Genomic DNA, 25,993 nt, shown 5'->3' on the forward strand with positions numbered 1-25,993 from the left:
TCCCCGCGCGGGAAGGGGACCGGAGCCGTCGGTCTCAGCGGGCGTCGCCGGGTGTCCGGCCGCCGGGTCCGGCGCACCACTCCAGCAGGAGGCCGGCGAGATCGTCCGGGCGCTCCTCGTGCGCGTAGTGGCCGATGCCCTCCCACAGCACGGTCCGCGAGTCCGGGTGCGTACGGGTCTCCCGGTCCAGGGCGGCGGCCTCGGCGGACGTGTGCACGGCGAGGGTCGGCCGGGTACGGCGGCGCAGGTACGCGTCGGCTGCCGGGCGGAGCCCGAGCGAGCCGGGCGCGAGGTAGGTGACGTGCCGGTAGCGGTGGAGCACCAGCGGATCGACCGTAGCGATCAGTGCCTCGTGGCGTGCGCGGACGGCGGCCGGACTGCGGTCGTTGAACGCGCGGCCGACCCAGCGCACGGCCCAGGGCGCGCCCTCGCGGAGCAGCGCCTCCTGTTCGGCCGCCATGCGCTGCGCCAGCGAGGGGTCGCCGCCGAAGGACGTCGCGACGGTGACGACGGAACGCACCAGCTCCGGGTGGCCCACACCCAGCGCGGTGGCCACCTGGCCGCCCAGCGAATGGCCGACCGCCACGACCGCTCCCGTGCCGAGGCGGCGCAGCAGGCCGGCCAGTTCGTCCGCCAGCGCGGGCGGCGAGCAGCGGTCGGGGCGATCCGGCGTCCGCCCGTGTCCGGGGAGGTCGACCGCGATGACACGGTGACGCGGTGCGAGGCGGGGGAGGAGAGGCAACCAGTCCTCGGCGTCGCTGCCCCAGCCGTGCACCAGCAGCAGGGGTGCGCCGGCGCCCGGCCCGGGCGGCTCACCGGTGTCGATGGCGTGCGGCGGGACGTGCTCCGGGACGGACATGGGTCTCCTCTCGCGGATCCCGCGTCACCCTAGCGGGCGGAGTGCGCGGCGGATACGGCGCGGGCGGAGGCGACCGCCGGTACTCCGCCGAGCAGGCCCTCCAGGGCGAGCGCGGCGGCGCCGAGACTCACCGGGTTGGCCGGGACACGGCTGAGGACGACCCCGGTGCCGCCCGGTCCGGCACGGGGGAGCGCGTACCGGGCGACGGTTTCCCTCACCGGGTCGAGAAGCGCCGTGCCGAGGGCGCGGGACACCCAGCCGGTGAGGACGACGAGGCCGGGGTCGAGGAGGTTCACCAGGTCCGTGATGGCGCTGCCGAGGAGGCCGGCGGTGTGCGCCACGACATGCCGCGCCCACGGGTCCCCGGCGGCGCACGCCTCGGCGAGCGCCCCGAGGGCCGAGGCCGGGTCACCGGCCCGGACCGGCGCGCTGTCGGGCGCCCTCTCCCGCAGGCTCCGCACGATGCCGGACGCCCCGGCGTACGCCTCGACGCAGCCCAGGCGGCCGCACCGGCAGGGGCGGCCCTCCGGGACGAGCGTCGTGTGCCCCCACTCGCCTGCCCCACCCCCGGCGCCCCGGTAGGGCGTGCCGCCGAGCGCGAGCCCGGCACCGACGCACGTGCCGAGACTGACGACCACGGCGTCGTCCACCTCACGCGCGGCGCCCCACCACAGCTCAGCGACGACGCAGGTCCGCAGCGGGCTGTCGAGGTAGAGCCGGTACGGGACGTGCTCGCGCAGCAGGGCGAGCAGGGGGACGTGGTGCCATCCCCAGGCGGGTGCGTGGACGAGGACGCCGCCGTCCCGCTCCACGGAGCCGGGGACGCCGATGCCCGCGCCCAGCACGCGGACCCGGCCCGCGCGGGCCACCGCGGCGCGCATGACCCGGGCGACCTCCCGCGCCGCCTCGGCCGGGGCGCGGCCGGCGGGACGGTACGGCGCTCTCGCGCGGGCGAGGACGCGCAGCGCGGTGTCGACCACCTCGACGTGCACGTGGGTGTCGGTGAGGTCGACCCCGACCAGTGCGCCGCCGCGCGGGTTCACGGCGACCAGGCCGCGCGGCCGGCCGCCGCCGGAGTCCTCGTGGCCGGCCTCCACCAGCAGGCCGAGGTCGAGCAGTTCCCCGACGAGGGTGGCGACCGTCGCCAGGGAGAGGCCGCTGCCGCGCGCGAGACGCGGACGGGACACGGGGGATTCGGCGATGACCTGCCGCAGGATCCGGTGGCGGTTGGCCGTGCGGATGTCGCGGGAGGTGCGTTTCACCTCAGCCCTCGCCGTCCCGGCCCTTCCTGCGGAACCAGCGGCGTCTTCGGCCCTTGCCCGGGTCGTGCACCCAGCCGGCGGGCGGGGTGTCGGAGCGCCACGGCTGCGGGGCGGGCGCCTCCTTCCGCCACCGCTCGGTGAGCATCCGCGTGCGGGCGGAGGGCTCCTTGACCTCCGCGCCGCGCACGAACCCCTCGTCGAGCACGAGCCCGTCCCAGGGGTCGTCCCCGCTGCCGTCCCACTCGTCACGCCGCGGGTCGTCCCCTCCCGCCGGTGTGCCGTTCATGGGCTCCTCCCCTCCGCCGCCGCGCGGACTTCTGTCACAGAGAGAACGCGGTGCTCCGCCCGCCGGTTCCCGCAGCCGTGCGCGAGGTCACACGGAGCTGTCGGTGTGCTCCCGCGCCCGCTCGCCGCGCGTGGCGTACAGGCTGGTCACGGTCGTCACGGCGAGGACGGCGCAGATTACGCCCAGCGAGAGGGCGGTGCTGATCTCGGGCACGTGCACGCCCGACTCGTGCAGGGCGTGCAGGAAGAGCTTGACGCCGATGAAGCCGAGGATGATCGACAGGCCGTAGGAGAGGTGCACCAGCTTGCGCAGCAGGCCCCCGATGAGGAAGTAGAGCTGGCGCAGGCCCATGAGGGCGAACGCGTTGGCCGTGAAGACGATGTACGGGTCCTCGGTGAGACCGAAGATCGCGGGGATCGAGTCGAGCGCGAAGAGGATGTCGGTGCTGCCGATGGCGAGCATGACGATCAGCATGGGCGTCATGAGGCGGCGCCCGTTCTCCCGGATGGTCATCCGCGTGCCGTGGTACTGGTCGGTGGCGGGGAAGCGCCGCTCGACCATCTTGAGGAAGCGGTTCTCCTCGAACTCCTCGTCCTCCTCGTCGGCGCGGGCCTCCTGGATCAGCTTCCAGGCGGTCCACACGAGGAAGGCGCCGAAGAGGTAGAAGACCCACGAGAACGTCGAGATCAGCGCGGCGCCGGCGGCGATGAAGCACGCCCGCAGCACCAGGGCGATCAGGACGCCCACCATCAGGACGCGCGCCTGGTACTGGGTCGGCACCGAGAACTTCGCCATGATGAGCACGAAGACGAAGAGGTTGTCGACGCTCAGCGACTTCTCGGTGACATAGCCGGCGAAGAACTCGCCCGACGGCTGGCCGCCCGCGAACACGAGCAGTCCGAGGCCGAAGAGGCAGGCCAGGACGATCCACACGATCGTCCAGGTGCCCGCCTCCCGCAGGGAGACCTCGTGGGGCTTTCGCCCGAAGAAGAAGTCGACCGCGATGAAGGCGCTCAGCGCCACCACCGTCAGCACCCACATGGTCAACGACACGTCCACGGTTCCTCCGGTCCTCCGAGGGCAGTCGGCGCGCACCCTGGACGAGGCGACGCGCGATTAATCAGATAGTAAAGTCACGAGCTTCCTTTCTTGAAACTCCCTTGGTGCTTCCTTGGTTCCCCGTTGGGTCATCCTCACCCCGTCCGGTCCGGCCGCAGGACGTACACGCCGCCCGGGCGGGTCCGGCAGGAGAGCACCCCGGCCTCGGGGCGCGTGATCCCCGCCACCGTCCCCTCCGGTCCCTCGACCGTCAGATCGGCGGCCGCCCGGACGCGCAGCGGCCGGCCCAGCCGGGAGACGATCCGCGCCCGCGTCAGCGCACCGCCCGACCAGGCCGCGTCCACCTCGAACCCGCCGCGGGCCAGCAGGCCGCGGACCCGGCCCTCCGGGATCGCGCCGGGCAGCGCGGGCAGCAGGTGCAGCTCACCGGCGTGGCTCTGGAGCAGCCACTCCGTGATGCCCGCCGTCGCGCCGAAATTCCCGTCGATCTGGAACGGCGGATGCAGGTCGAACAGGTTCGGCGCGGTGCGCTCGGGCGTGAGCTGGCGCGACAGCAGGCTGTACGACCGGTCCCCCTCGCCGAGGCGCGCCCAGAAGTTGATCTTCCAGCCCAGTGACCAGCCGGTGCCCGCGTCCCCGCGGCGCTCCAGTGTCGTGCGCGCGGCGGCGAACAGCTCGGGCGTCGCCCGCGTGATCCGCGCGCCCGGATGCAGGGCGTACAGGTGCGACACGTGCCGGTGGTCCTGCTCGGGAGCGTCCGCGTCCCAGTCGTCCTGCCACTCCTGGATCTGGCCGACGGCGCCCACGCGGATCGGGGGAAGCCGGTCCGCCGCCGCGCGCACCCGCGTCCGCAGCTCGTCGTCCACGCCCAGCACGCCCGCCGCGGCGTCCACCGCGGCGAACAGGTCGCGCAGGATCTGGCCGTCCATGGCGGGTCCCGCGGCCAGCGAGCCGCCGTCCCCCGGGTGGTGCGCGTTCTCGGGGGAGAGGGACGGGCACGTCACGAGGTGTCCGGTCCGCGGATCGGTGACCAGCGCGTCGAGGAAGAAGCGCGCGGCGTCGGCGAGGACCGGGTACCGCGCCCGCAGCGCGTCCGTGTCCCCGGTGAAGAGGTGGTGCTCCCACACCGCGAGGGCCAGCCACGCGCCGCCCGTGGGCCACATCCCCCAGAACGCCCCGTCCACCGGCGCCGTCCCGCGCCACAGGTCGGTGTTGTGATGCGCCACCCAGCCGCCGGCGCCGTACATGTCGCGGGCCGTCCGCGCGCCCGAGACGCGGAGGTCGGCGAGCAGCGCGAAGAGCGGCTCCAGGCAGTCCAGGAGATTGGCCGGGCCGGCGGGCCAGTAGTTCATCTCCGTGTTGATGTTGATCGTGTACTTGCAGCCCCACGGCGGGTCGGTGAGGTCGTTCCACAGCCCCTGGAGATTCGCCGGCTGCGTGCCGGGCCGTGAGCAGGAGATCAGCAGGTAGCGGCCGTACTGGAAGCAGAGCGCGGCGAGCTGCGGGTCGCCGCCGTCGGCGAAGGCCGCCACGCGTTCGTCGGTCGGCAGGGCTGCCGCGGCGGTCGCGGGTATCTCCAGATCGGCCCGGCCGAACAGCGCGCCGAAGTCCTCGGTGTGGCGCCGCAGGAGATCCGCGTACGGACGTCCGGCGGCGCGGCCGAGGTCGCCGCCGGCCCGCGCCCCGGGGTCGCCGCTCGCGCCGTCGCGCCAGTCGACGTGACTCGTGCCCGCGGTGATCAGCAGCGTCACGGCGTCGGCGCCCGTCACGGTGAGAACGCCGTCCGCCGAGCGCACGTCCGCTCCGCCGCCCTCGCACACGGCACGGACCAGCGCCGTGAACCGGACCTGACCCGGCACGTCCCCCATGTCGCCGCCCCGTCCGTGCAGGGCGATGGTGTCCGCCGCCGGGGAGGCGGTGCGCTCGGCCAGCGGTCCGTCCAGGGCGGCCGTGAACGAGACCGCGCCCGGGGCGTCGGCCGTCAGCCGCACCACGATCGCCTGGTCCGGCGCGCTGGCGAACACCTCGCGCTGATGGCGTACGCCGGCGTGGGTGAACGCGACGGTGTGCACCGCCCGCGCGAGATCAAGCTCCCGCCGGTAGCCGCCGACGGGTTCCCGGAGGGGGAACGTCAGCCGCAGCGCGCCGACCGTCTGATACGGCGCCTGGCGGACCGGGATTCCCATCAGGTCCCGGTCGACGAGCGCCGCCGCCTCGTCCCACTCCCCGTCGAACACCCGCCGGCGGACCTCGGACAGCGACTCCGCCGCGCGCGGATTGTCGTACCGGTGAGGGCCGCCTGCCCAGACGGTGTCCTCGTTGAGCTGGAGTTCCTCGGCGGCCACGCCGCCGTGCACCATCGCGCCGAGCCGGCCGTTGCCCACCGGCAGGGCCTCCAGCCAGGCGCGGGCGGGGCGCGGGTACCAGAGCCGGTGCGGGGCCGGCGCGAAGGCGTGCGACGTCATGGCGGACGGGCCTCCCGTGGTGGGTGCGGCGGTGATCGCCGACGGTTCGTGATCGGACGTGGGGGAGTGTGTGCGGATCGATCGTGCCACGCCCCCGCACAACAGGACCCCGGGCGGCCGACCCGAACACGCCCGGCGCGTCAGACCGTTGGACCCTCCGGTGACAGCTCGGCCCACACCTCGTGCGCCCGGCCCGCGTCCAGGGGGCGCACGCCCCACATCGCCGCGAGGGAGCACACGAGCAGCAGGCCGCGTCCCGACTCCTCGTCCGATCCCGCAGCACCCGGGACCCGGCCGGGTCCCCGCCCCGCCGCCGACACGGCCACACGCACCAGCGCGCCGCGGAGCCCGACCTCGCACCCGATCGAGGCGCTGCCGGTGTGCCGCAGCGCGTTGGTCACCAGCTCGGACACGACGAGCTGCGCGTTGTCCGAGGTCTCCTCCGGGACGCCCCACACGGCGAGTTGCCGTCGCACACGCCGCCGCGCCTCGGCGGCCGAGGTGTCGAGGGCCGGCAGGCGGAACCGCAGGACCCCGTCGGGACGGGCGGCGCTCTCGCGCCGTTCGAGGGAGGGAGTGCGCGGGGAGGAAGCCACGCCCCCTACTGTGGTCCCGCCCGTCGCATTCCGGCAAGAGTCATCCTGCGAATTCCAGAACTGCTGTTCGCAGTCTGTCCCGTCCGGACACGGCATGGCAGACTCGGCCCGGTCGCCGGCAGGGGGCCGGCACGGGGGAGGAACCGGCGTGACGGGCGGACGGGTGGGCGGCGGGGCGACCGTGCTCCGGGTCGTTCTCGGCAAGCGGCTGCGCGATCTGCGGGAGGCGGCCGGAGTCTCCTTCGACGAGGCGGCCATCGCGCTCGACGTCACCCACGGAACGGTCCGCCGCATCGAGAAGGCCCAGGTCGGACTGAAGATCCCGTACGTCGAGAAGCTCCTGCGCAGCTACGGCGTCACCGCGCAGGAGGACATCGACGCCTTCCTCGCGCTCGTCCGGGAGGCCAACCGGCCCGGCTGGTGGCACGGCTACCGCGACGTGCTGCCGGACTGGCTCGGGACGTTCCTGAGCCTGGAGAGCGAGGCCAGCCAGATCCGCGCGTACGAGCCGTACTGCGTGCCCGCGCTGCTGCAGACGGAGGCCTACGCCGCCGCCGTGCTGCGCGCCGCGCATCCGCAGGTTCCGGCCGCGCGTCTCGAACGGCTCGTGGCCCTGCGGCTCGCGCGGCAGGACGTGCTGACCGGCCCGCATCCGCCGCAGGTGTGGCTCGTGGCCGAGGAGACGGTCCTGCGCCGGCCCGTCGCGCCGCGCGCCGTGCTCCGCGCCCAGCTGGCCCGCCTGGTCGAGGCCGTGGGGCAGCCCTCGGTGCGGCTCCAGATCATGCCGTTCGCGGCCGGGGCGCACCCGGGGATGTACGGGCCGTTCCACCTGTTCCGGTTCCCCGTGGCCGAACTGCCGGACGTGGCCTGCAGCGAGACGGTCACCGGCGGCACGTTCCACGAGACGCCGGGGGAGGTCTCCGCCTTCCGCGAAGCGCTGGACCGGGTGTGCGCGCAGGCCGCGCCCCCGCGCCGCACCGAGGCGGTCCTGGCGGGACTGCGCAAGGAACTCTGACGCGGGAGGCGCGGGCTCAGGCGGCCGGGACGCCGCCGTGGAGGGCGAGGAAGCGGAACGAGAACGTCACCGGCGCCACCGTCAGCACGTACGCGGGCAGCGGCCCCGGTCCGCAGGACTGGCTGCCGATGCCGTGCAGCGCGTGGTCGACATTCACCCAGACGGTGTCGCCGGGCTCCAGGTCGACCGTGTGCTCGGCGGCGTCGAGCTGCTCGCTGGTCCAGCGGCGCGCCGTGAACCAGAACGGGTCGGGAGCCGCGGCGACGCGCACGCCCGTGCCGTCGTCGGCGCGCAGTTCGGCCCAGCGGACGTCGGTGCGGGCGCCGTTCTCCTGCGGCCGGACGTACGGCGTCTGCAGGGCGTCCACGGTCATCGCGTAGCGGCCGAGCACGGACGCGGCACGCGTGTCCGGGTACGCCTCGCCCGGGCCGCCGCCGTACCAGGAGGCCGCTCCGTACGCCGCGGGCAGGCCGAACCGCACACCGACTCTCGGCAGCGGGCACGGCCACACCCCTTGTTCGGGCGCCAGGGTCACGGTGAGGTGCAGTTCGTCGCCGGCCGCGCTCCAGCGGTAGTCGGCGGCGAACCCGAGATCGGTGCCGGCCGGGGCGACGCGGGTGCGGACGGTGAGGCCGTCCCCTTCCTCCGCGACGGCGTCGACGCGGTGCGTCAGCCGGTTGAGGCCGAGCTGACGCCAGGCGATGCCCGCGCGGACCTCCTCGACCCAGGGTGCGCCCAGGTCGTTGTCGGTGGGGGCGCGGAAGAGGTCGACGCGCGGCCCCTCGTGCAGCGTCAGGCCGCCGACGGACAGCAGCGCGCCGGTGCGTGGGTCGAAGACGCCGGGGCCGAGACGGATACCGTCCGCCTCCCGTGCCGGTGCGTGGACCGGGCGGGCCGGCGCCGGGGCGGCGGCGGGGACGTTCGCCTGTCCCCAGGCGACGGTGTGACCGGCGGGCGCCCACGGGGCGTCGGCGGCCAGGGCGGCCGTCACGGTCCACACCGCTTCCGCGTCCTGCCCGCCGCCGGTCACCGGGGCGGGCAGCGCGACGTCGGCCGACTCGCCAGGCGCGAGCACCGGGACGGGCAGCGGCCCGTCCGCGACCGGCGCACCGTCGTCCTCGCGCCGCCAGGTGAAAGCGAGGTGTGAGGTGTCCGCGAAGTCGTGCAGGTTGGTGACGCGGACGGTGCTGGCGGCCGGGTCCGGGACGATGCGGACGGGCTCGATGACCTTCTTGTACTCGATCAGTCCGGGGGACGGGGTGCGGTCGGGGAAGAGGAGGCCGTCGCAGACGAAGTTGCCGTCGTGGATCGGCTCGCCGAAGTCGCCGCCGTAGGCGTGGTAGGTGCGGCCGTCGGGGGTGTGCTTGGTGAGGCCGTGGTCGATCCATTCCCAGACGAAGCCGCCCTGGCAGCGTTCGTGGGTTTCGAACAGGCGTTGGTAGTCGGCGAGGCCGCCGGGGCCGTTGCCCATGGCGTGCGCGTATTCGCACTGGATGAAGGGGAGGGAGCGGCGGTGGGCGTCGAGTTCGGGGTCGTCGAGGGGTTCTTCCTCGTGGCGGCCGATGGCGTCGACTTCGGCGTGCGGGGCGTACATGCGGGAGTAGATGTCGCTGTCGGGGTAGGTGGGGTCGTTCTCGTAGTGGATGGGGCGGGAGGGGTCGCGTTCGCGGATCCAGGCGGCCATGGCGGTGAGGCCGGGGCCTGTGCCGCATTCGTTGCCGAGGGACCAGATGACGACGGAGGGGCGGTTCTTGTCGCGTTCGACCATGCGGCGGGCGCGTTCCACGAGGGCGGGGGTCCAGCGGTCGTCGGCCACCGGATTGCCGCGCCAGCCCTCGAAGGCGGTGAAGCCGTGGGTTTCGAGGTCGGCCTCGTCGATGACGTAGAGGCCGAGTTCGTCGCAGAGGTCGAGGAAGGCGGGGTGGGGTGGGTAGTGGCTGGTGCGGACGGCGTTGATGTTGTGCTGCTTCATGAGCAGGATGTCGTGGCGCATGGTGTCGGGGGTGAGGGTGCGGCCGGTGTCGGGGTGGAATTCGTGGCGGTTGACGCCGCGGAAGAGGATGCGGCGGCCGTTGATCTTGAGGGTTCCGTTGTCGATGGTGATGGTGCGGAAGCCGATGCGCAGGGGGATGGTTTCGCCGGGGGTGGTGAGGTGGCCGGTGTAGAGGTGGGGGGTTTCGGCGGTCCAGGGTTGGACGGGGATGCGGGTGGTGTGGCCGGTGGGGATGTCGATGTCGAGTTCGGGGATGGTGATGCGGCCGGGTTGGTCGGTGTCGATGCGGAGGGTGCCGTGGCCGGTGGTGTGGTCGTAGGTGGCGTGGGTGAAGTAGTCGGTGGGGGAGTGGTGGGGGCGGTGGTGGAGGGTGACGTCGCGGAAGATGCCGGGCATCCACCACATGTCCTGGTCTTCGAGGTAGCTGCCGGCGGACCATTGGTGGACGCGGACGGCGAGGGTGTTGCCGGTGGGGCGCAGGAGGTGGGTGATGGCGAATTCGTGGGGGAGGCGGCTGCCCTGGAAGGTGCCGAGTTCGGTGCCGTTGAGCCAGACGCGGGCGCAGGAGTCGACGCCTTCGAAGCGCAGCAGGGTCTCGCCGTCCGCGGGCCAGTCCGCCGGCAGATCGAACACCCGCCGGTGATCACCCGTCGGATTGTCGGTGGGGACGCGGGGCGGATCGACGGGGAACGGGTAGGTGACATTGGTGTACGCGGGCGCTCCGTGGCCCTGGAGCACCCAGTGGCCGGGCACCGTGATCTCGTCCCACCCGGCGATGTCGGCGTCGTCCCGGACGAAGTCCTCGCCCGTGCCGCCCGCGTGCCCGGTCAGGCGGAAGGACCACCTGCCGTTCAGCGAGAGCCGGGCGGCATCCGATTCGGCCCACCACGCGCGCGGGGGCAGCGTGCCGGTCCCTGGGGACGGGTCCTCGTGGTAGGGAAGCCGGTCGTCCGCTGAAGGGGTGTGCATGCGACTCCTCGGGCACCGGCGGACGGCCGCCACCGTCCCGCCAGGATGTTGATGTCTGTGCCTTGTTGTTCGATCACGCTAGATCCGTGCGGCTCTTTCGACAACCCCCGGCGTCACCTTCGGCGGGTCCGGTCGTTCACCGGGGTGTCGGACGCCGCCCCGCCCGCTGATGTGTCCGCGCGACCCGCGCAACCCCCTTGGCATGGGCACAACTTCGGGAGGGTAAGGCGCTCATGCACCACCGTCCCCCCGCACGACCTTCCCTGGGAGGTTCCATGCCCCTCCGCCGTCTTGTGACGGGTGCCGCCGCCGCGGCCCTCGCGCTCGGCGCCGCCGCGCTCGCCCCCACGGCCGCCGCGGCGGCTCCCGCCCCGGCCGCGGCGACCGCCTACGTGGCCCTCGGCGACTCCTACTCTTCGGGCAACGGCGCCGGTTCCTACGACGCCGCCTCCGGCGACTGCCGCCGCAGCGACAACGCCTACCCGTCCCTGTGGGCCGAGGCCAACGACCCCGACTCCTTCGACTTCGCCGCCTGCTCCGGCGCTCGTACCGACGACGTCATCGCCGACCAGCTCGGCCCCCTCGACGCGGACACCACGCTGGTCAGCATCAGCATCGGCGGCAACGACGCCGGTTTCGGCGACACCATGCAGGCGTGCGTCCTCCAGGGCACGAGCGCCTGCCTGGAAGCCATCGACACCGCGAACGCCTACATCGCCGACACCCTCCCGGGCGAACTGGACACCGTCTACGACGCGATCGCCGAGGCGGCACCCAACGCGGAGGTCGTCGTCCTGGGCTACCCGCGCATGTACAAGCTCAACGGAAGCTGCCTCCTCGGCATCAGCGAGCAGTCGCGGGCCGCGATCAACGGCGCTTCGGACAACCTGAGTTCAGTGATCTCCAAGCGCGCCGCCGACCACGGCTTCACCTACGGCGACGTGCGTCCCGCCTTCTCGGGGCACGAGATCTGTTCGGGCGACGAGTGGATCCACAGCGTCACCCTCCCCATCGGCGACTCTTATCACCCCAACGCCGAGGGCCACGCCGGAGGGTATTACCCGGTGCTGGAGTCCCTCGCCTGACGCCCCTGCCCTACGGCCGCCCTCTCCTCACCGTCCTGTACGGCGGGGGCAGGGCGGCCGCTCACGTTCCGTCCTCCTGCGCGGCTCCACTACCGGTGCCGCTCAGCGGCCAGGCGGCGACGGCTGCCTCGAACTCGGCGCGGGGCCGCCCGGAGTGTTCCGCGAGCCTGGCCGCGACGGGTTCGGGCGGTCGTCCCGCGGCCATGCGGACAGCGTCCTGCCACAGTGTCAGGGACGCCGGCGGAGACGTGGCGGCGTGCCCGGGGCGCAATGACTCGGCCAGGAGCCGCCGGGCGCGCACGGCCGTGTCGGCGATCAGGAACTCCAGTGCCCGCAGGCCCGGCACGGCGGTGGTGTCGCCGTCCGGCTCGTCCGGCGGGCGCACCGGTTCGGGTCCGAGATCGGGGACCTCCACCGGTCCCGTGACGGTCCCCGGCGGTTCCGGGAGGGGCGGAAGATCCGCGGCACGGGCGTACGCCTCGTCAGCGGGCACGGGCGGATACGGGTCGGGACGCGGGGGCGTGCGCGCCGGCGCGGGGGCGTGGAGCGCGGCGCGTCGTTGCAGCGCGTCGATCAGCCTTCGCTCCTGGCGCCCCCGCAGGAGCAGCAGGAGGAACGGATCGGTGTCGAGGAGGCGGGCCACCTGGTACGCCAGTGCTGCGGTATGGGCGCAGTGTGCCCACTCCCCGCACTCGCAGGCGGGTTCCAGATCGCCGATGACAGGCAGCAGATCCACGCCGGCCGCCGCGGCGTCCGCCGCCAGGTGCCGGGGCATCTCGTGGTCCAGCAGCGCGGCGAGGTGACCGGCCTCGCGGGCGGCTGTGTCCAGCAGACGGTCCCACTCGGCGCCCGTCAGGACGCGCAGCAGGACATCGGCCCGGTAGCGCACGCCGTCCGCGTCGCGCACCACGGCCGTCAGGCGCCCGGGGCGCAGGGAGACCGCGCCGACCGCTCCGGCGCGCGCGAGCCGGCGTCCGCGTGCCAGACCGGCATTGTCGAGCGCGGTGTCCTCCAAAGCCTTGAGCCAGCCGCGCCCCCACCAGGTGGCCGCGAAGCCGCGGCCGGGCGCGGGTGGCAGGGCGGCGAGCACCCGTTCGGCGTCGTCGTGGCCACCGATGTCATCACTGTCCACTGCGCGCATCACTCTCCACGGGCATCGTTGCTGTCGTCGGTGTCGAGGTCACTGTGCGGTCCAGGGCGACGAGTTCGGCCAGTTCGGCGTCCGAGAGGCCGGTCAGCGCGGCCGCCCCCGCCGGGCCGAGTACGGCATCGGCCAGGGCCTGCTTGCGGGCCAGCAGCGCGGCGATGCGGTCCTCGACGGTGCCCTCGGCGATGAGCCGGTGCACCTGGACGGGCCGCTGCTGCCCGATGCGGTGCACGCGGTCGGTGGCCTGGGCCTCGACGGCGGGGTTCCACCAGCGGTCGTAGTGGATGACGTGCTCGGCGCGGGTCAGGGTGAGGCCGGTGCCCGCTGCCTTGAGCGACAGCAGGAAGACGCGAGCCTCGCCGGCCGAGAAACGCCGCACCATCTCCTCGCGCCGGGGAACGGGCGTACCGCCGTGCAGGAGAGGCGCGTCGATGCCGCGTTCGGCGAGGTGCCTCTGCAGGAGCCGCGCCATGCGCACGTACTGCGTGAACACGAGGACGCTCGCGTCCCCCGCCATGATCGTGTCGATGAGCTCGTCGAACAGCTCCAGCTTCCCGGAGCGTCCGGCGAGGCGCGGGGACTCCTCACGGAGGTATTGCGCCGGGTGGTTGCAGATCTGTTTCAGCGACGTCAGCAGTCTGACGACGAGCCCGCGCCGCGCGATGCCGTCCGCGCCGGAGACCTCGGCGAGCCCCTCGCGGACCACCGCCTCGTAGAGCCCGGCCTGTTCCGGCGTGAGGGCCGTGCCGTGGTCGGTCTCGGTCTTCGGCGGCAGTTCGGGGACGATGCCGGGGTCGGACTTCCGGCGCCGCAGCAGGAAGGGCCGCACCAGGCGGGCGAGCCGCTCGGCGGCGGCGGGGTCGCCGTCCTCGACGGCGTCGGCGTACCGGGAGCGGAAGACCGGCAGGGGACCGAGCAGCCCCGGGGTGGTCCAGTCGAGGACGGCCCACAGGTCGGTGAGGTTGTTCTCCACGGGGGTGCCGGTGAGCGCGACGCGGGCGCGCGCCGGGACGGTCATGAGCTGCCGTGCCGTCGAGGAGAACGGATTCTTCACGTGTTGCGCCTCGTCGGCGATCACAAGCGACCAGTCGGTGGCGCCGGCGAGGAGCGCGGCGTCCCTGCGGAGCGTCCCGTAGGTCGTGAGCACGACCTCGCCGGGGCGCAGCGCGTCGAGGTCGCGGGCCGTCCCGTGGTGGCGGCGTACGGGTGTGCCGGGGGCGAAGGCGGCCAGTTCGCGCTGCCATGTGCCGAGGAGGGAAGCGGGGCACACCACGAGGGAGGGTCCCGCGGTCGCCGCTTCCGTCTGCCGGGCGAGGTGGAGGGCGATCAGTGTGACGGTCTTGCCGAGCCCCATGTCGTCGGCGAGGCAGGCGCCGAGGCCGAGGGACGTCATGCGGCGCAGCCAGGCGAGGCCGCGTTTCTGGTAGCCGCGCAGGGTGGCGTCGAGGCCGGGGGGTGGGGCGAGGTCGTCGGCGCCGGACTGTTCGGGGTCGGAGAGGAGATCGCGCAGGGCGGCGAGACGGCCGGTGGGCCGTACCTCGATCTGTCCGCCCGCGCCGTCGTCGGCGCTGCCGGTCAGGGACGCGGCGAGCGCGTCGAGCACCGTGACCTTGCGGTCTTGCCTGGCGAGGGCGCGGCGCACGTCGTCCGGGGCGATGAGCACCCACCGGTCGCGGAGACGGACGACGGGGCGGCCGGCCTCGGCCAGGCGGTCCAGCTCCTCGCGGGTGAGGGGGGTGTCGCCGACGGCGAAGCGCCAGGAGAACGAGAGCAGGGCGTCCGGGGCGAGCAGGCCCGGAGCGGCTGACCGGGGGGTGCCGCCGGCCGGACCGCCGTCGCCGTCGTCCGGTCCGACCACGGCGTGGCTGGTCAGGGCGGCGGCCATCGAGCGGGGCCAGTGGACCTCGATGCCGGCGGCCGCCAGGGCACGGGAGGCCGTCGTGCCGAGCAGGGCGCCGGCGTCCTCGTCGTCGAGATCGAGCGCGTCGGGCACGGCGGCGGTGAGGAGCGGGGTGAGCGGTTCCCAGGCGGCGGCCGCCCGGCGCAGGGCGAGGAGGGTGTCGGTGCGGGCGCGGGGGCCGAGGGCCGTCGCGGTGCCTGCCCATACGTCGGCGGCGTCAGCGAGCAGCGCGGGGTCCGCGAGGCTGTGGACCTGGAGGACCGCGCGGAGCCGGGGAGGCGGCGGGTCGTCGCCGTCCCGGCGCGCGGATCCGGCGAGGGCCTCGATGCGCAGGGAGAGCCGGACGCCCGCGTCGTGGCCGGTCGCGATGTCGGCGGCCCACTTCCGGCGGGCGGGGAGGCGGTGGGCGGGACGGCCGGTGAACGCGCTGCCGCCCGCGGCGATCGCGGCGGCGGGGGTGCGCGGCAGGGTGTCGGCGACGGCGTCGAGAAAGGAGCGCAGGAGGGGCATCGGGTGGGGGAGGAGCAGGGGTGGCGCGGAGCCGTCCTGCCCGGTGGCCCCGGGGAGCGGGGCGGCGTGGGCGTGGGGTGGCATGGCGGCGGCCAGGTCGCGGAGCCGGTCCTGATCGGCGGTGGTGAGAGGCCCCAGACGCCACGCGTCGTGGTCGGAGGCGCTGAGGCCGGGCAGGAGGCGGCCGCGGGCGGCGAGTTGGAGGGCGGTGAGGGCGGCGGAGCCCCAGTAGGCAGCCGCCGTGCCGGTGCCGGCGGCGCGGGCACGGGTGAGGACGGGGAGGGCGTCGGCGACGGGTAGGAGGAGCGCGGGCACGGTGACGGCGGCCGTCGTCCCGTCGTCGGTGCGCAGGACGACGCGGACGGTCCCGGACTCCGCCGTCGTCGCGGCGTCCGGGACGGCTCCCTCGGGCGCGGGCGGGGTCCCGTCCGGCCGCCAGAAGGCGATGCGCGCGTCGCGGGGCGGGTCGGCGGGGAGGAAGACGGCCGAACAGGCGGTGAGGGCGGTGACGAGGGGGGTGGGCAGCGGGCTCGCGGTCACGGCGTGACGGGTCCTCAAATTTGACTAGTGCTGAAGCGGACGCCGAGGGTACCCCATGGCGCGCAGGCCCGGGAACGCGTACCGGGAGGCTCCGGGGCGCTGGGCGCGCTGTCACTCGAAATGGTGAATGTGACGAGCGGGGAACGACCTGTCGTGAACCGCATGCCGGTAGCGACCGGATGGTTGCCCGGGCCGACTTCCTGGGGAAGGCTGACACAGCAGTCGTCTCACGAGAAGGGGGAGCTGGGGATGGCACTGAGTACCACGCTTGACTGGCTGCTTGACGATCTGGCCCAGCGTCTGCCGCACGTGCGGCACGCGCTGCTGCTGTCCAGCGACGGCCTGGTCACCTCCGCCAGTCGGGGCCTGAAGCGCAGCAGCGCGGAGCATCTTGCGGCCGTCGCGTCGGGGCTGCACTCCCTCGCCCGGGGGGTGGGGGAGCACTTCCGGTGCGGCGATGTCCGGCAGACGATGATCGAGTTCGACGACGGCGTGCTGTTCGTCACGGCAGCGGGGGACGGCAGTTGCCTGTGCGTCCTGGCCGGCGGCGACGCCGACATCGGGCAGGTGGGCTACGAGATGACGCTTCTCGTCAGCAAGGTGGGCGAGCACATGGGGCTGGCGGTCAGGGACGCCACCTGACGGCGGCGGCACCGAGCCGTCGCGGTCACTCTCCGGAGTGAAAGAGCCTCAGAGTATTGCGGAGCGTGACTCTCGCGTGTACGGTGATCACCGAGAGTGATCGACCGACTCGGGAGGATCATCCCCATGTCTCTTCAGTACGCACCCGTCCACCCCCGCAGCACGCCCGGCGACCCCGAGGACGCCGCCTCCGCATCCGCCGTCGGCCTCCGCCACGCCGCCGGTGAGCTGGGGGCGAGTCCGGCCGAGGTGGAGGCGGCCGTGCGGCTCGGCCTCGTCCGTGCCGTCGCGTGCACCACCTCGTGGGAGCCGCGGATCCCACGCGCCGAGATCGGCAGGCTCCGCGCGGGCGGCGGTTTCACCCCGGCCCTGCGTCGGGCCACGCGCCTGGTCGGGGCCACCGGAGCAGCCGACCTCCTGGCCGTCAGCCCGGCCCGGTTCACCCGGCTGGCACGGGGCGGCTGCTTCCGGCCCCTCGACTTCCACGTCACCCGGCACCGCGTCATCGCCTGGCGCTATCCGGCAGCCGAACTGCGCGCCTTCGCCGAGCGGAACCCCGGCCTGCTCCGGGGCCGCGCGCCCGACAGCCTGCGCCGTGCCCTCCGCAGGGGCCACGACTGGCGGCCGCTCCACTGGCGCTCCCGCCGCACTGCCCAGCTCGCCGGGCAGGCGCCCGACGCGTGGCGGCGCGCCGCCGTGCACGCGGCCGTACTCGCGCCGTCGGCCCTGTCCACCGCCGTCCCCGATCCACGCGAGCGCCTGCGCCTGCACCGGCTGCTGCCGCCGCTCGCCCGCTCCTGTCACGGCCCCGGAACCGGCCCGGTGCCCGAGGAGACACCCGGTTTCCTCTTCGCCGTCGGCGCGCTGCTGACGACCACCGGCCCGGACGAGGAGCGGCACCACCGAGAGAGGCTCGCCATCGCGCTCGCCGAGGCCCGCGACCCCGCCGCACGCGCCGACCGGACCGCGCTCACGACTGCCCGACGTCCATCACCCTGATGACGGCGCGGCCTTCCGCGTCCGAAGCGGTCAGGTCGACCTCGGCGGAGATCCCCCAGTCGTGGTCGCCGGCCGGATCCTGGAAGGTCTGCCGCACCCGCCACAGACCGTCCTGCGGACGCTCATCGATCGACAGGAGCCGCGGCCCCCGGGCGTCCGGACCCGTGCCCAGCTCGTCGTACTCCGCCCAGTAGCCCTCCATCGCGCTCTCCCACGCGGCGGCGTCCCAGCCGGACTCGCCGTCCAGCTCGCCCAGTTCACCGGTGCGGTCCAGGGCGGCCAGCTCCACCCTGCGGAACAGCGCGTTGCGCACGAGCACACGGAAGGCCCGGGCGTTCGCGGTGACGGGCTTCACCTGGTCGGCCCGCTCCCGCGCCTCCTCGGCGTCCTCCTCCCCGGGATTGGCGAGCTGCTCCCACTCGTCGAGGAGGCTGGAGTCCACCTGGCGGACCAGCTCGCCGAGCCAGGCCGCGATGTCCTGGAAGTCCTCCGACTTCAGGTCCTCCGGCACCGTGTGCTCCAACGTCTTGTAGGCGCCGGCCAGATACCGCAGCACGATGCCCTCCGTCCGCGCCAGCTCGTAGTGCGAAACGAACTCGGAGAACGTCATGGCCCGCTCGAACATGTCCCGCACCACCGATTTGGGGGACAGCGAATGATCACCGACCCACGGGTGGCTCTTCCGGTACACCCCGTACGCGTGGAACAGCAGCTCCTCCAGCGGCTTGGGGTGGCTGATGTCCATCAGCCGCTCCATCCGCTCCTCGTACTCCACTCCCTCGGCCTTCATCTCCGCCACGGCGGTGCCGCGCGCCTTGTTCTGCTGGGCGGCGAGAATCTGCCGCGGGTCGTCCAGCGTCGACTCGACCACCGACAGCATGTCCAGCGCGTACGTGTCGGACTCCGGGTCCAGGAGCTCGAAGGCCGCGAGGGCGAAGGTCGACAGCGGCTGGTTGAGGGCGAAGTCGGCCTGGAGATCCACCGTCAGCCGTACGATCCGGCCCTGGGCGTCGGGCTCCGGCAGACGCTCCACGATCCCCCCGTCCAGCAGCGACCGGTAGATGGCGATCGCCCGCCGGATGTGCCGCAACTGCTGCCTGCGCGGCTCGTGGTTGTCCTCCAGGAGCCGCCGCATGGCGTCGAAAGCGTTCCCCGGCCTCGCGATCACCGCGAGCAGCATCGCGTGCGTCACCCGGAACCGGGAGGTCAGCGGCTCGGGTTCGGCGGCGATCAGCCGGGTGAACGTGTCCTCGCTCCAGTTGACGAACCCCTCCGGCGGCTTTTTCCTGACCACCTTGCGGCGCTTCTTCGGATCGTCCCCCGCCTTGGCGAGCGCCTTCTCGTTCTCCACCACATGGTCCGGCGCCTGCGCCACGACCAGGCCGGCCGTGTCGAAACCGGCCCGCCCGGCGCGGCCCGCGATCTGGTGGAACTCCCGCGCCCGCAGCACCCGGACCCTGCTGCCGTCGTACTTCGTCAGCGCGGTGAACAGGACGGTGCGGATCGGCACGTTCACGCCCACACCGAGGGTGTCCGTGCCGCAGATGACCTTGAGCAGGCCGGCCTGGGCGAGTTTCTCCACCAGCCTGCGGTACTTCGGCAGCATCCCCGCGTGGTGCACACCGATACCGTGCCGCACGTACCGCGACAGATTCCGGCCGAACTTGGTGGTGAAGCGGAAGTTGCCGATGAGGGCGGCGATCCGGTCCTTCTCCTCACGCGTGCACATGTTGATGCTCATCAGCGCCTGCGCCCGCTCCACCGCCTGCGCCTGCGTGAAGTGCACGATGTACACGGGCGCCTGGTGAGTCTCCAGCAGCTCGGTCAGCGTCTCCGTGAGCCCCGTCGTCCGGTACTCGTAGCTGAGCGGGACCGGCCGCGTCGCCGACCGGACGACGGCGGTCGGCCGACCGGTCCGCCGCGTCAGGTCGTCCTCGAAACGCGAGACGTCCCCGAGGGTCGCCGACATGAGCACGAACTGCGCCTGCGGCAGTTCGAGCAGCGGGATCTGCCAGGCCCAGCCACGGTCCGGCTCCGCGTAGAAGTGGAACTCGTCCATCACCACCTGGCCGACGTCCGCGTCCGCGCCGTCCCGCAGCGCGATCGACGCCAGCACCTCGGCGGTGCAGCAGATGACCGGGGCGTCCGCGTTCACCGACGCGTCGCCGGTGAGCATGCCGACGTTCTCGGTCCCGAAGATCTTGCACAGGTCGAAGAACTTCTCCGACACCAGCGCCTTGATCGGCGCCGTGTAGAACGTGACCTCGTCCCGTGCCAGCGCGGCGAAGTGCGCCCCCGCGGCCACCAGGGACTTGCCGGACCCCGTCGGGGTGGACAGGATGACGTTCGCCCCCGAGACGACCTCGATCAGCGCCTCCTCCTGGGCGGGGTACAGCGTGATTCCGCGCTGACTCGTCCACGACGAGAACGCCTCGTAGAGAGCATCGGGATCGGCTTGCGTCGGCATCTGATCGATAAGGGTCACCGCTCCATACTGCCCGCATCCGTCCTCCGAGGGGGAACCGGACGGCCGGGCGAAGATCACCAGCCGCTACGCTGTGCGGCCGACACGGTTTCGCCGGAGCCGGGACGACCCCGCGCGTCCGGGCACGACGAAGGGGCGGGGCCAGACCATGATGGGACCGGCACACTCACTGTCAGGGGCGATGGCCTGGCTTCTCGCCGGAGCCGGCGCCGCCTGGGCGGACCACCCGATGCCCTGGCCGGTCCTGCTGTCGGGCGCCCTGATCTGCGCGGGCGCGGCCCTCGCCCCCGACCTGGACCACAAGTCGGCGACGATATCCCGCGCCTTCGGACCCCTGTCGAAAGCCCTGGCCGGCATCGTCGACAAGATCGCGGAATTCGTCTACAACACGACGCGCGCCAAGGGCGAACGGAAACGCAGCAGTGGCCACCGCACACTGACCCACACCTGGATCTGGGCGCTCCTGTGCGGCGCGGCCTTCTCGGCCGCGGCCGGCCTCTGGGGCCGCTGGGCCGTCCTCTTCACGCTCTTCGTGCACATGGTGCTCGCCGTCGAGGGGCTCTTCTGGCGTGCGGCCCGGGTCTCCAGCGACGTCCTGGTCTGGCTCCTGGGGGCCACCAGCGCCTGGCTGATCGCCGACGTCCTCGACGAGCCGGGCAACGGATCGACCTGGCTGTTCCATCAGGAGCCCTACCTGTGGCTCGGCCTCCCGATCGCCCTCGGCGCCATCGTGCACACGCTGGGGGACGCCCTCACGATCTCCGGCTGCCCCGTCCTGTGGCCCCTGCCGATAGCCGGCAAGCGCTGGTACCCGGTGGGCACGCCCCAGTTCATGCGCTTCAGGGCCGGCGCCTGGGTCGAGAACAAGGTCCTCATGCCGGCGTTCATGGTGATCGGAGCGGCCGGCGGCATCGGAGCGACCCTCCTCACCTTCTGACCGGACCACGCACCGTGCCCGGGTACGGGACGGCCCGCCGGCCCGAGCCGGCGAGCGCGCCCCGTGCCGTGCCGCGCGTCGGCACGGCGGACCGGTCAGCCGTGCCAGGAGCGCCACAGCGCCGCGTAGGCGCCGTCCGCGGCCACCAGCTCGTCGTGATTGCCCAGTTCGCTGATCCGGCCGCCCTCGACCACGGCGATCAGGTCGGCGTCGTGCGCCGTGTGCAGCCGGTGGGCGATAGCAATCACCGTGCGGCCCTCCAGCACCCGGCCGAGCGACCGCTCCAGCTGCCGGGCGGCACGCGGATCGAGCAGCGACGTCGCCTCGTCCAGGACGAGCGTGTGCGGGTCGCTCAGGACCAGCCGCGCCAGCGCGATCTGCTGGGCCTGCGCCGGTGTCACGGTCACCGCGCCGGACCCCACCTCGCAGTCGAGGCCGCCCGGGAGGGAGCGCACCCACCCGGCGGCGTCCACCGCCTCGAGGGCCGCCCACAGCTCCGCGTCCGTCGCCGCCGTCCTGGCGAGCTGCAGGTTGTCCCGCAGCGGACCGACGAACACGTGATGCTCCTGGTTGACGAGCGCCACCTGCTCCCTGACCCGTTCCGCCGGCATACGGGACAGCCGCGCTCCGCCGAGCGTCACCGCACCGCGCCGCGGGGCGTAGATGCCGGCCAGCAGCCGGCCGAGGGTGGACTTCCCGGCACCGGAAGGCCCCACCAGCGCCAGCCGGGTCCCGGGCCGTATGCGCAGCGACACGTCGTGCAGCACGTCACGGTCGGCGAGGTAGCCGAAGCGGACCCGCTCGACCGCGATGTCCCGGCCGTCGGGAGTCTCCGACGCGTCGCCCGCCTCGCTCTCCACCTCGCGCACTCCCACCAGCCTGGCCAGCGAAACCTGCGCGACCTGGAGTTCGTCCAGCCAGCGCAGGATCATGCCGACCGGTTCCACGAGCATCTGGGCGAGGGTCGCACCGGTCGTGAGCTGGCCGACCGTCATCCAGTCCTGGAGGACGAACGTCCCGCCGAGCAGCAGCACACCCGCCAGGATCATGGCGTGGTAGACGTTGATCGTCGGAATGAGGATGGTGCGCAGCCACATGGTGTAGCGCTCCCACCCGGCCCACTGGGCCACACGGCGGTCCGACAGGGCGACCCGCTCGGACTCCAGCCGGTGGGTCTCCACGGTCCGGCCGGCGTCGACTGTCTCGGCGAGGGCGGCGGCCACCGCGGCGTAGCCCGCGGCCTCCGCCCGGTAGCCGGCGGGCGCGCGCCGGAAGTACCACACGCACACGACGACGAGCAGCGGTACGGCCACCACGATGCCGGCGCCGAGCGCGGGCGCGGTGAGCAGGATGCCGGCGAGCAGCAGCCCCGCCCAGACCACGGCGATGGACATCTGCGGCACGGCCTCGCGCATCGCTTTCGACAGCCGGTCGACGTCCGTGTTGATCCGGGCGAGGAGGTCGCCGGTTCCCGCGCGCTCCAGGACGCCGGGCGGCAGCCCCACGGCGCGGACGAGGAAGTCCTCCCGCAGGTCGGCGAGCATGCGCTCGCCGAGGACCGCGCCCCGCAGCCGCACCAGCCGCACGAAGAACGCCTGGATGGCGAGTGCCACGGCGAAGAGCGCGATCGTCCGGCCGAGGTGCAGTTCCCGCGCGCCGTCGGCGAGGTCCTGCACCACCCGCCCCAGCAGGTAAGGCCCGATCATCGACGCGATGACGGCGATCGAGTTGACCGCCATCAGGGCGATGAACGCCCGGCGGTGGCGGCGCAGCAGCTCACGGACATAGGCCCGGACGGTGTCCCGGCCGGCCACGGGAAGGGTGGTCGTGTGCTCTGTCGACGACGGGTCGTGGGCGGGCGGCTCGACGCCGATCATGCGGACTCCTCGGCGAATGCGGTGGGACGGTCGAGCGGGTCGGTGCCGTCGTCGGCCCCTGGGTCGGGCTCCCGGGTGACGGTGGCGCGGTACGCCGGTTCGGTCCGCAGCAGGTCGCGGTGCGGGCCGCTCGCGGTGACCTTGCCGTCGAGCAGGAAGACGACATCGTCCGCGTGGTCGAGCAGCAGCGGGCTCGACGTGAACACCACGGTGGTGCGCCCGGTCCGCAGGCCGCCGAGTCCTTCGGCGATCCGTGACTCGGTGTGGGCGTCCACCGCCGAGGTCGGTTCGTCCAGCACCAGCACCTCGGCGTCGGTCACCAGCGATCTGGCCAGGGCCAGGCGCTGGCGCTGTCCGCCCGAGAGGGAGCGGCCGCGTTCGGTGATCCGCGCGCGCATCGGGTCCCGGCTGCCCTCCGGAGCGGCCTGCGCCAGGGTGGCCAGCACGTCCTGGCACTGGGCGGTCCGCAGCGCGTCGTCCATGGTGATCCGGCCGGAAGAGGGGACATCCAGCAGCTCGTGCAGGGTCCCGGACAGCAGGACCGGGTCCTTGTCCTGCACGACGACCGCGGTGCGCGCGGTGGCGAGCGGGAGGTCGTCCAGCGGCACATCACCGAGCCGGACGGAGGGTTCGCCCGGGCCGTCGGGAGCGTGTCCGCCGAGCCGTGCGGCGAGCCGCTCGGCGAAGTCCGGGTCGCCGCAGACCACGGCGGTCAGCCGGCCCCGGGCGGCCCGCAGCCCCGTGGCCGGGTCCCACAGGTCACCGGCCGGCGGTCCGGCCTGTGCGGCCGTCGGCGAGCCGGCGGCACGCTCACGCCGCAGCGCGAGCACCCGCACGGCACGCCGTGCGGACGGCCGGGAGAACGTGAAGGCCATCGCGGCCTCCTGGAAGAGCCGCAGCGGGAACATCAGGAAACTCACGGCCGCGTACACCGTGACCAGCTCCCCGGCCCCGAGCCGGCCGTCCTGCGCGAGCCTCGCGCCCTGCCAGACGACCGCGATGAGCAGCAGTCCCGGCATCACGACCTGGAGAGCGTCGATCAGCGACCACATACGGGCATTGCGCACCGAGGCGCCGCGCACTTCCTGGGAGGCGTGCCGGTACCGCTCGAGGAACAGCTCCTCGCCGCCGATGCCGCGCAGGACGCGGAGCCCCGCGACCGTGTCGGAGGCCAGTTCCGTGGCGCGCCCGGACTTGGCGCGCTCGGCGTCGGCGCGCCGGGCCGCCGCGGGCAGCAGGGGCCACACGCTGAGCACGACGAGGGCCACCCCGGCGGTCACGAGGAGGCCGATCCCCGGCTCGAAGAGGACGAGCCCCGTGCAGACGCCGGCGGTGACGACCACGGCGGCCGCGAACCGGGAGAACGACTCGACGAACCAGCCGATCTTCTCCACGTCCCCGGTGGACACCTTGACGACCTCGCCGGCGGCGACCCGGCGGGTCAGGAGCCCGCCCAGTTCGGCGGCGCGGCGGGCCAGCAGCTGCTGCACACGGGCGGCGGCGGTGATCCAGTTCGTGACCGCCGACCGGTGCAGCATGGTGTCGGCGATGGTCATGACGACGGTGATGCCGAGCATGAGGAGCCCGGTGGTGGCCAGCCGACCGCCCGAGCTGTCCACCACGGCGTCGATGGCGAGGCCCATGGTCACCGGCAGTGCGGCGATCGAGCCCAGATGGAGGGTGCCCCACAGCAGGGCCTTGGCCTGGCCGCCGAGCTGGCACCGGAAGAGCCAGACGAGAAAGCGGAAGCCGGACCGTACGTCAGGGTCTCCGGGGTCGGCGTACGGGAGATCACGAAGGTGCATGGTGTCCCAGAAGGGGAGTAGGTGGTGCTGGACAACCTCGCAAGGTTCGTGGGGCCGGGAGCCGAAAATCAACGGGTTTTTCCCTTGCGGTACCGGAATCCGGACGCCCGCGCTCGCGAGTTTTGTGTCGCTGTGACGTGAAGATCATATGGTGTGCCGAGTCGCTCGGGGGTGGCCGGAAACGGCGGGTGCCGGACGGGTGCACGGGGGAGCCGCTGTGCTAGAAGGGCCGGATGCGTCCTGGCCCGCAGGAGGTCCTCCACTTCTCGGAGGACCCCGCCATTCCCGTCTTCCGCCCGCATGTCGCGGCGACCGCCCGGCAGTCCGAACCGTACGTCTGGGCGGTGGACGGGGAGCGGGCGCCGGACTACTGGTTCCCGCGCCAGTGCCCCCGCGCCCTGGCGTGGACGGTCCCCGGCACGACGGAGGAGGACCGGCTCCGCGTCCTCGGGCCAGGCGGGGGCCGGCGTGTGCACGCCGTCGAGTACCGGTGGCTGCGGCGCATGGCGGACGTGCGGCTGTACGCGTACCGGTTGCCGGCGGACCGGTTCCGGCCGTTCGGCGAGCCGGTGCACGCATGGGTGGCGACGGAGACCGTCGAGCCGCTCGGACCGCCGGAGCGGGTCGGTGACCTCCTGGCGCTCCACGAGGAGGCGGGGATCCAACTGCGTGTCCTCGACAACCTGTGGGAGTTCTGGGACGCGGTCGTCACCTCCACGCTCGGCTTCAGCGGCATTCGGCTGCGCAACGCGGCGCCGGGAGCAAGGTCGGGCGTGACAGGGCGAGGGGCGGATTCCGGCCATGGCGTCGCCGGAGGCGGCCCTCGGTGAGCCTGCTCCTGCGGCGCGATGCGTCCGGCCATGGACGGAACCGGCACTGTGCCCGGAGCGCGGGGTCGGCATGTGGGGGGGAATCAGTCCATCCGCTTGTGGGAGACGGTGATCGGACGGCCCCGGGGCGGACGGGGCCGGCTCCGGGGTGCCGGTGAGAACATCGGCGCCGATCGGAGCCGGCGAGCGCGTGGAACGTCCGGAAGCTCGGGGGCGCAGGGGGCGAATCAAGGGCGTCCTGTTGGCCGTGTGCGCCCGTTTCGGATGCGCCGGGCGGGCAGGCGATGGTGCCGGAGAGAGAGCGTGCTCGGCAGTGAGGGTGCTCGGAACGCGGTGCGGCGGCCCACGACAGGGTAGCGGCGCGGGCGGCCGCGAACGGCCGCGGGCCGGCCCGGTCGGTCCCGTCTGTCCCGCGGCGCCGGCTGTCGCGCCCCGCCGCGTTGCCGTGCCGTGCGAGTGCGACGGGCATGGGCTGCGATCCGACGCCATGCGCTGCACCGCGTCCGACGTCGCGAGCCGCGCCAGGATCCGCCGGACGGACTCCGGATGTTCGGTCGGTGGGCACGTCGCCGGTTCACCTGCTGGGGCAGGAAGGGCACTGTCCATCCGGGTAGGAGTCATGCGCGGGGCGCTCCGGCATGCGCCTGTGCGGGGGCTGGTGACCTGAGCACGGTTTCTCGGGCGGTTGGCTCGACTTCGGGCGTCGAGGGGCGAGCCGTGCACTGCCCGTTT

18 protein-coding genes are annotated in these 25,993 nt (G+C 73.5%); 6 read left to right on the forward strand and 12 right to left on the reverse strand.

What is annotated here, in order from left to right; all coding sequences use genetic code 11:
- Nucleotides 1-34: 34 nt before the first annotated feature.
- The 6 genes from EMA09_RS26975 to EMA09_RS28735 form a co-directional block, all read right to left on the reverse strand.
- Nucleotides 35-859 (reverse strand): alpha/beta hydrolase, encoded by an 825-nt coding sequence (locus EMA09_RS26975; protein ID WP_129843562.1) that lies wholly within the window; start codon nucleotides 857-859, stop codon nucleotides 35-37.
- 29 nt (nucleotides 860-888) lie between these two features.
- On the reverse strand, nucleotides 889-2,121 hold the full coding sequence (locus tag EMA09_RS26980; protein ID WP_129843563.1) for an ROK family transcriptional regulator: 1,233 nt from the start codon (nucleotides 2,119-2,121) through the stop codon (nucleotides 889-891).
- Between the two features lies 1 nt (nucleotide 2,122).
- Nucleotides 2,123-2,407, reverse strand: a complete 285-nt coding sequence (locus EMA09_RS26985) for a hypothetical protein (RefSeq protein WP_129843564.1) — start codon at nucleotides 2,405-2,407, stop codon at nucleotides 2,123-2,125.
- An 87-nt stretch (nucleotides 2,408-2,494) separates the two neighbouring features.
- A complete protein-coding gene (locus tag EMA09_RS26990; RefSeq protein ID WP_129843565.1) occupies nucleotides 2,495-3,466 on the reverse strand; it encodes a TerC family protein in 972 nt (323 codons plus the stop codon).
- Nucleotides 3,467-3,600: 134 nt separating this feature from the next.
- Entirely contained in the window at nucleotides 3,601-5,931 is a 2,331-nt protein-coding gene (locus EMA09_RS26995; protein WP_129843566.1) for a glycoside hydrolase family 95 protein, read from the reverse strand.
- Nucleotides 5,932-6,071: 140 nt separating this feature from the next.
- Nucleotides 6,072-6,527 (reverse strand): ATP-binding protein, encoded by a 456-nt coding sequence (locus EMA09_RS28735; RefSeq protein WP_240796592.1) that lies wholly within the window; start codon nucleotides 6,525-6,527, stop codon nucleotides 6,072-6,074.
- Nucleotides 6,528-6,675: 148 nt separating this feature from the next.
- Here EMA09_RS28735 and EMA09_RS27005 point away from each other — a divergent pair, with 148 nt between their 5' ends.
- Nucleotides 6,676-7,542 carry a helix-turn-helix transcriptional regulator gene (locus EMA09_RS27005; RefSeq protein WP_168220600.1) on the forward strand — a complete coding sequence of 289 codons (867 nt, stop codon included), beginning with the start codon at nucleotides 6,676-6,678 and terminating at the stop codon, nucleotides 7,540-7,542.
- Between the two features lie 16 nt (nucleotides 7,543-7,558).
- Here EMA09_RS27005 and EMA09_RS27010 read toward each other — a convergent pair whose 3' ends face one another.
- Nucleotides 7,559-10,504, reverse strand: coding sequence for a glycoside hydrolase family 2 TIM barrel-domain containing protein (locus EMA09_RS27010; RefSeq protein ID WP_129843568.1), 2,946 nt, complete (start codon nucleotides 10,502-10,504; stop codon nucleotides 7,559-7,561).
- A 275-nt stretch (nucleotides 10,505-10,779) separates the two neighbouring features.
- Between EMA09_RS27010 and EMA09_RS27015 the strand changes: the two genes are divergently transcribed.
- Entirely contained in the window at nucleotides 10,780-11,589 is an 810-nt protein-coding gene (locus EMA09_RS27015) for an SGNH/GDSL hydrolase family protein (RefSeq protein WP_129843569.1), read from the forward strand.
- Between the two features lie 61 nt (nucleotides 11,590-11,650).
- Here the strand turns inward: EMA09_RS27015 and EMA09_RS27020 are convergent, their stop codons facing one another.
- Both EMA09_RS27020 and EMA09_RS27025 read right to left on the reverse strand, forming a co-directional pair.
- Complete coding sequence (locus EMA09_RS27020) at nucleotides 11,651-12,721, reverse strand: SWF or SNF family helicase (RefSeq protein ID WP_129843570.1); 1,071 nt, start codon at nucleotides 12,719-12,721, stop codon at nucleotides 11,651-11,653.
- Nucleotides 12,711-15,686, reverse strand: coding sequence for a DEAD/DEAH box helicase (locus EMA09_RS27025; protein WP_129843571.1), 2,976 nt, complete (start codon nucleotides 15,684-15,686; stop codon nucleotides 12,711-12,713). The genes EMA09_RS27020 and EMA09_RS27025 overlap by 11 nt, the downstream gene beginning before the upstream one ends.
- Before the next feature lie 249 nt (nucleotides 15,687-15,935).
- Between EMA09_RS27025 and EMA09_RS27030 the strand changes: the two genes are divergently transcribed.
- Entirely contained in the window at nucleotides 15,936-16,328 is a 393-nt protein-coding gene (locus EMA09_RS27030; protein ID WP_129843572.1) for a roadblock/LC7 domain-containing protein, read from the forward strand.
- A 126-nt stretch (nucleotides 16,329-16,454) separates the two neighbouring features.
- On the forward strand, nucleotides 16,455-17,327 hold the full coding sequence (locus tag EMA09_RS27035) for a DUF6397 family protein (protein WP_129843573.1): 873 nt from the start codon (nucleotides 16,455-16,457) through the stop codon (nucleotides 17,325-17,327).
- On the opposite strand, the gene EMA09_RS27040 is transcribed toward EMA09_RS27035, so the two are convergent.
- The gene (locus EMA09_RS27040) at nucleotides 17,299-19,812 is read right to left on the reverse strand and encodes a DEAD/DEAH box helicase (RefSeq protein ID WP_129843574.1); all 2,514 of its coding nucleotides are present in this window, start codon (nucleotides 19,810-19,812) and stop codon (nucleotides 17,299-17,301) included. The two genes, EMA09_RS27035 and EMA09_RS27040, sit on opposite strands and share 29 nt — an antisense overlap.
- A 148-nt stretch (nucleotides 19,813-19,960) precedes the next feature.
- Between EMA09_RS27040 and EMA09_RS27045 the strand changes: the two genes are divergently transcribed.
- Nucleotides 19,961-20,749 (forward strand): metal-dependent hydrolase, encoded by a 789-nt coding sequence (locus EMA09_RS27045; RefSeq protein ID WP_129843575.1) that lies wholly within the window; start codon nucleotides 19,961-19,963, stop codon nucleotides 20,747-20,749.
- A gap of 95 nt (nucleotides 20,750-20,844) precedes the next feature.
- On the opposite strand, the gene EMA09_RS27050 is transcribed toward EMA09_RS27045, so the two are convergent.
- Both EMA09_RS27050 and EMA09_RS27055 read right to left on the reverse strand, forming a co-directional pair.
- Nucleotides 20,845-22,626 (reverse strand): ABC transporter ATP-binding protein, encoded by a 1,782-nt coding sequence (locus EMA09_RS27050; protein ID WP_129843576.1) that lies wholly within the window; start codon nucleotides 22,624-22,626, stop codon nucleotides 20,845-20,847.
- Nucleotides 22,623-24,431, reverse strand: coding sequence for an ABC transporter ATP-binding protein (locus EMA09_RS27055; protein ID WP_129843577.1), 1,809 nt, complete (start codon nucleotides 24,429-24,431; stop codon nucleotides 22,623-22,625). Before EMA09_RS27055 ends, EMA09_RS27050 begins: the two co-directional genes overlap by 4 nt.
- Before the next feature lie 233 nt (nucleotides 24,432-24,664).
- Here EMA09_RS27055 and EMA09_RS27060 point away from each other — a divergent pair, with 233 nt between their 5' ends.
- Nucleotides 24,665-25,261 (forward strand): DUF6886 family protein, encoded by a 597-nt coding sequence (locus EMA09_RS27060; RefSeq protein ID WP_129843578.1) that lies wholly within the window; start codon nucleotides 24,665-24,667, stop codon nucleotides 25,259-25,261.
- Nucleotides 25,262-25,993 lie beyond the last annotated feature (732 nt).

The sequence above is a fragment of the Streptomyces sp. RFCAC02 genome, from assembly GCF_004193175.1.
GTDB lineage: Bacteria > Actinomycetota > Actinomycetes > Streptomycetales > Streptomycetaceae > Streptomyces.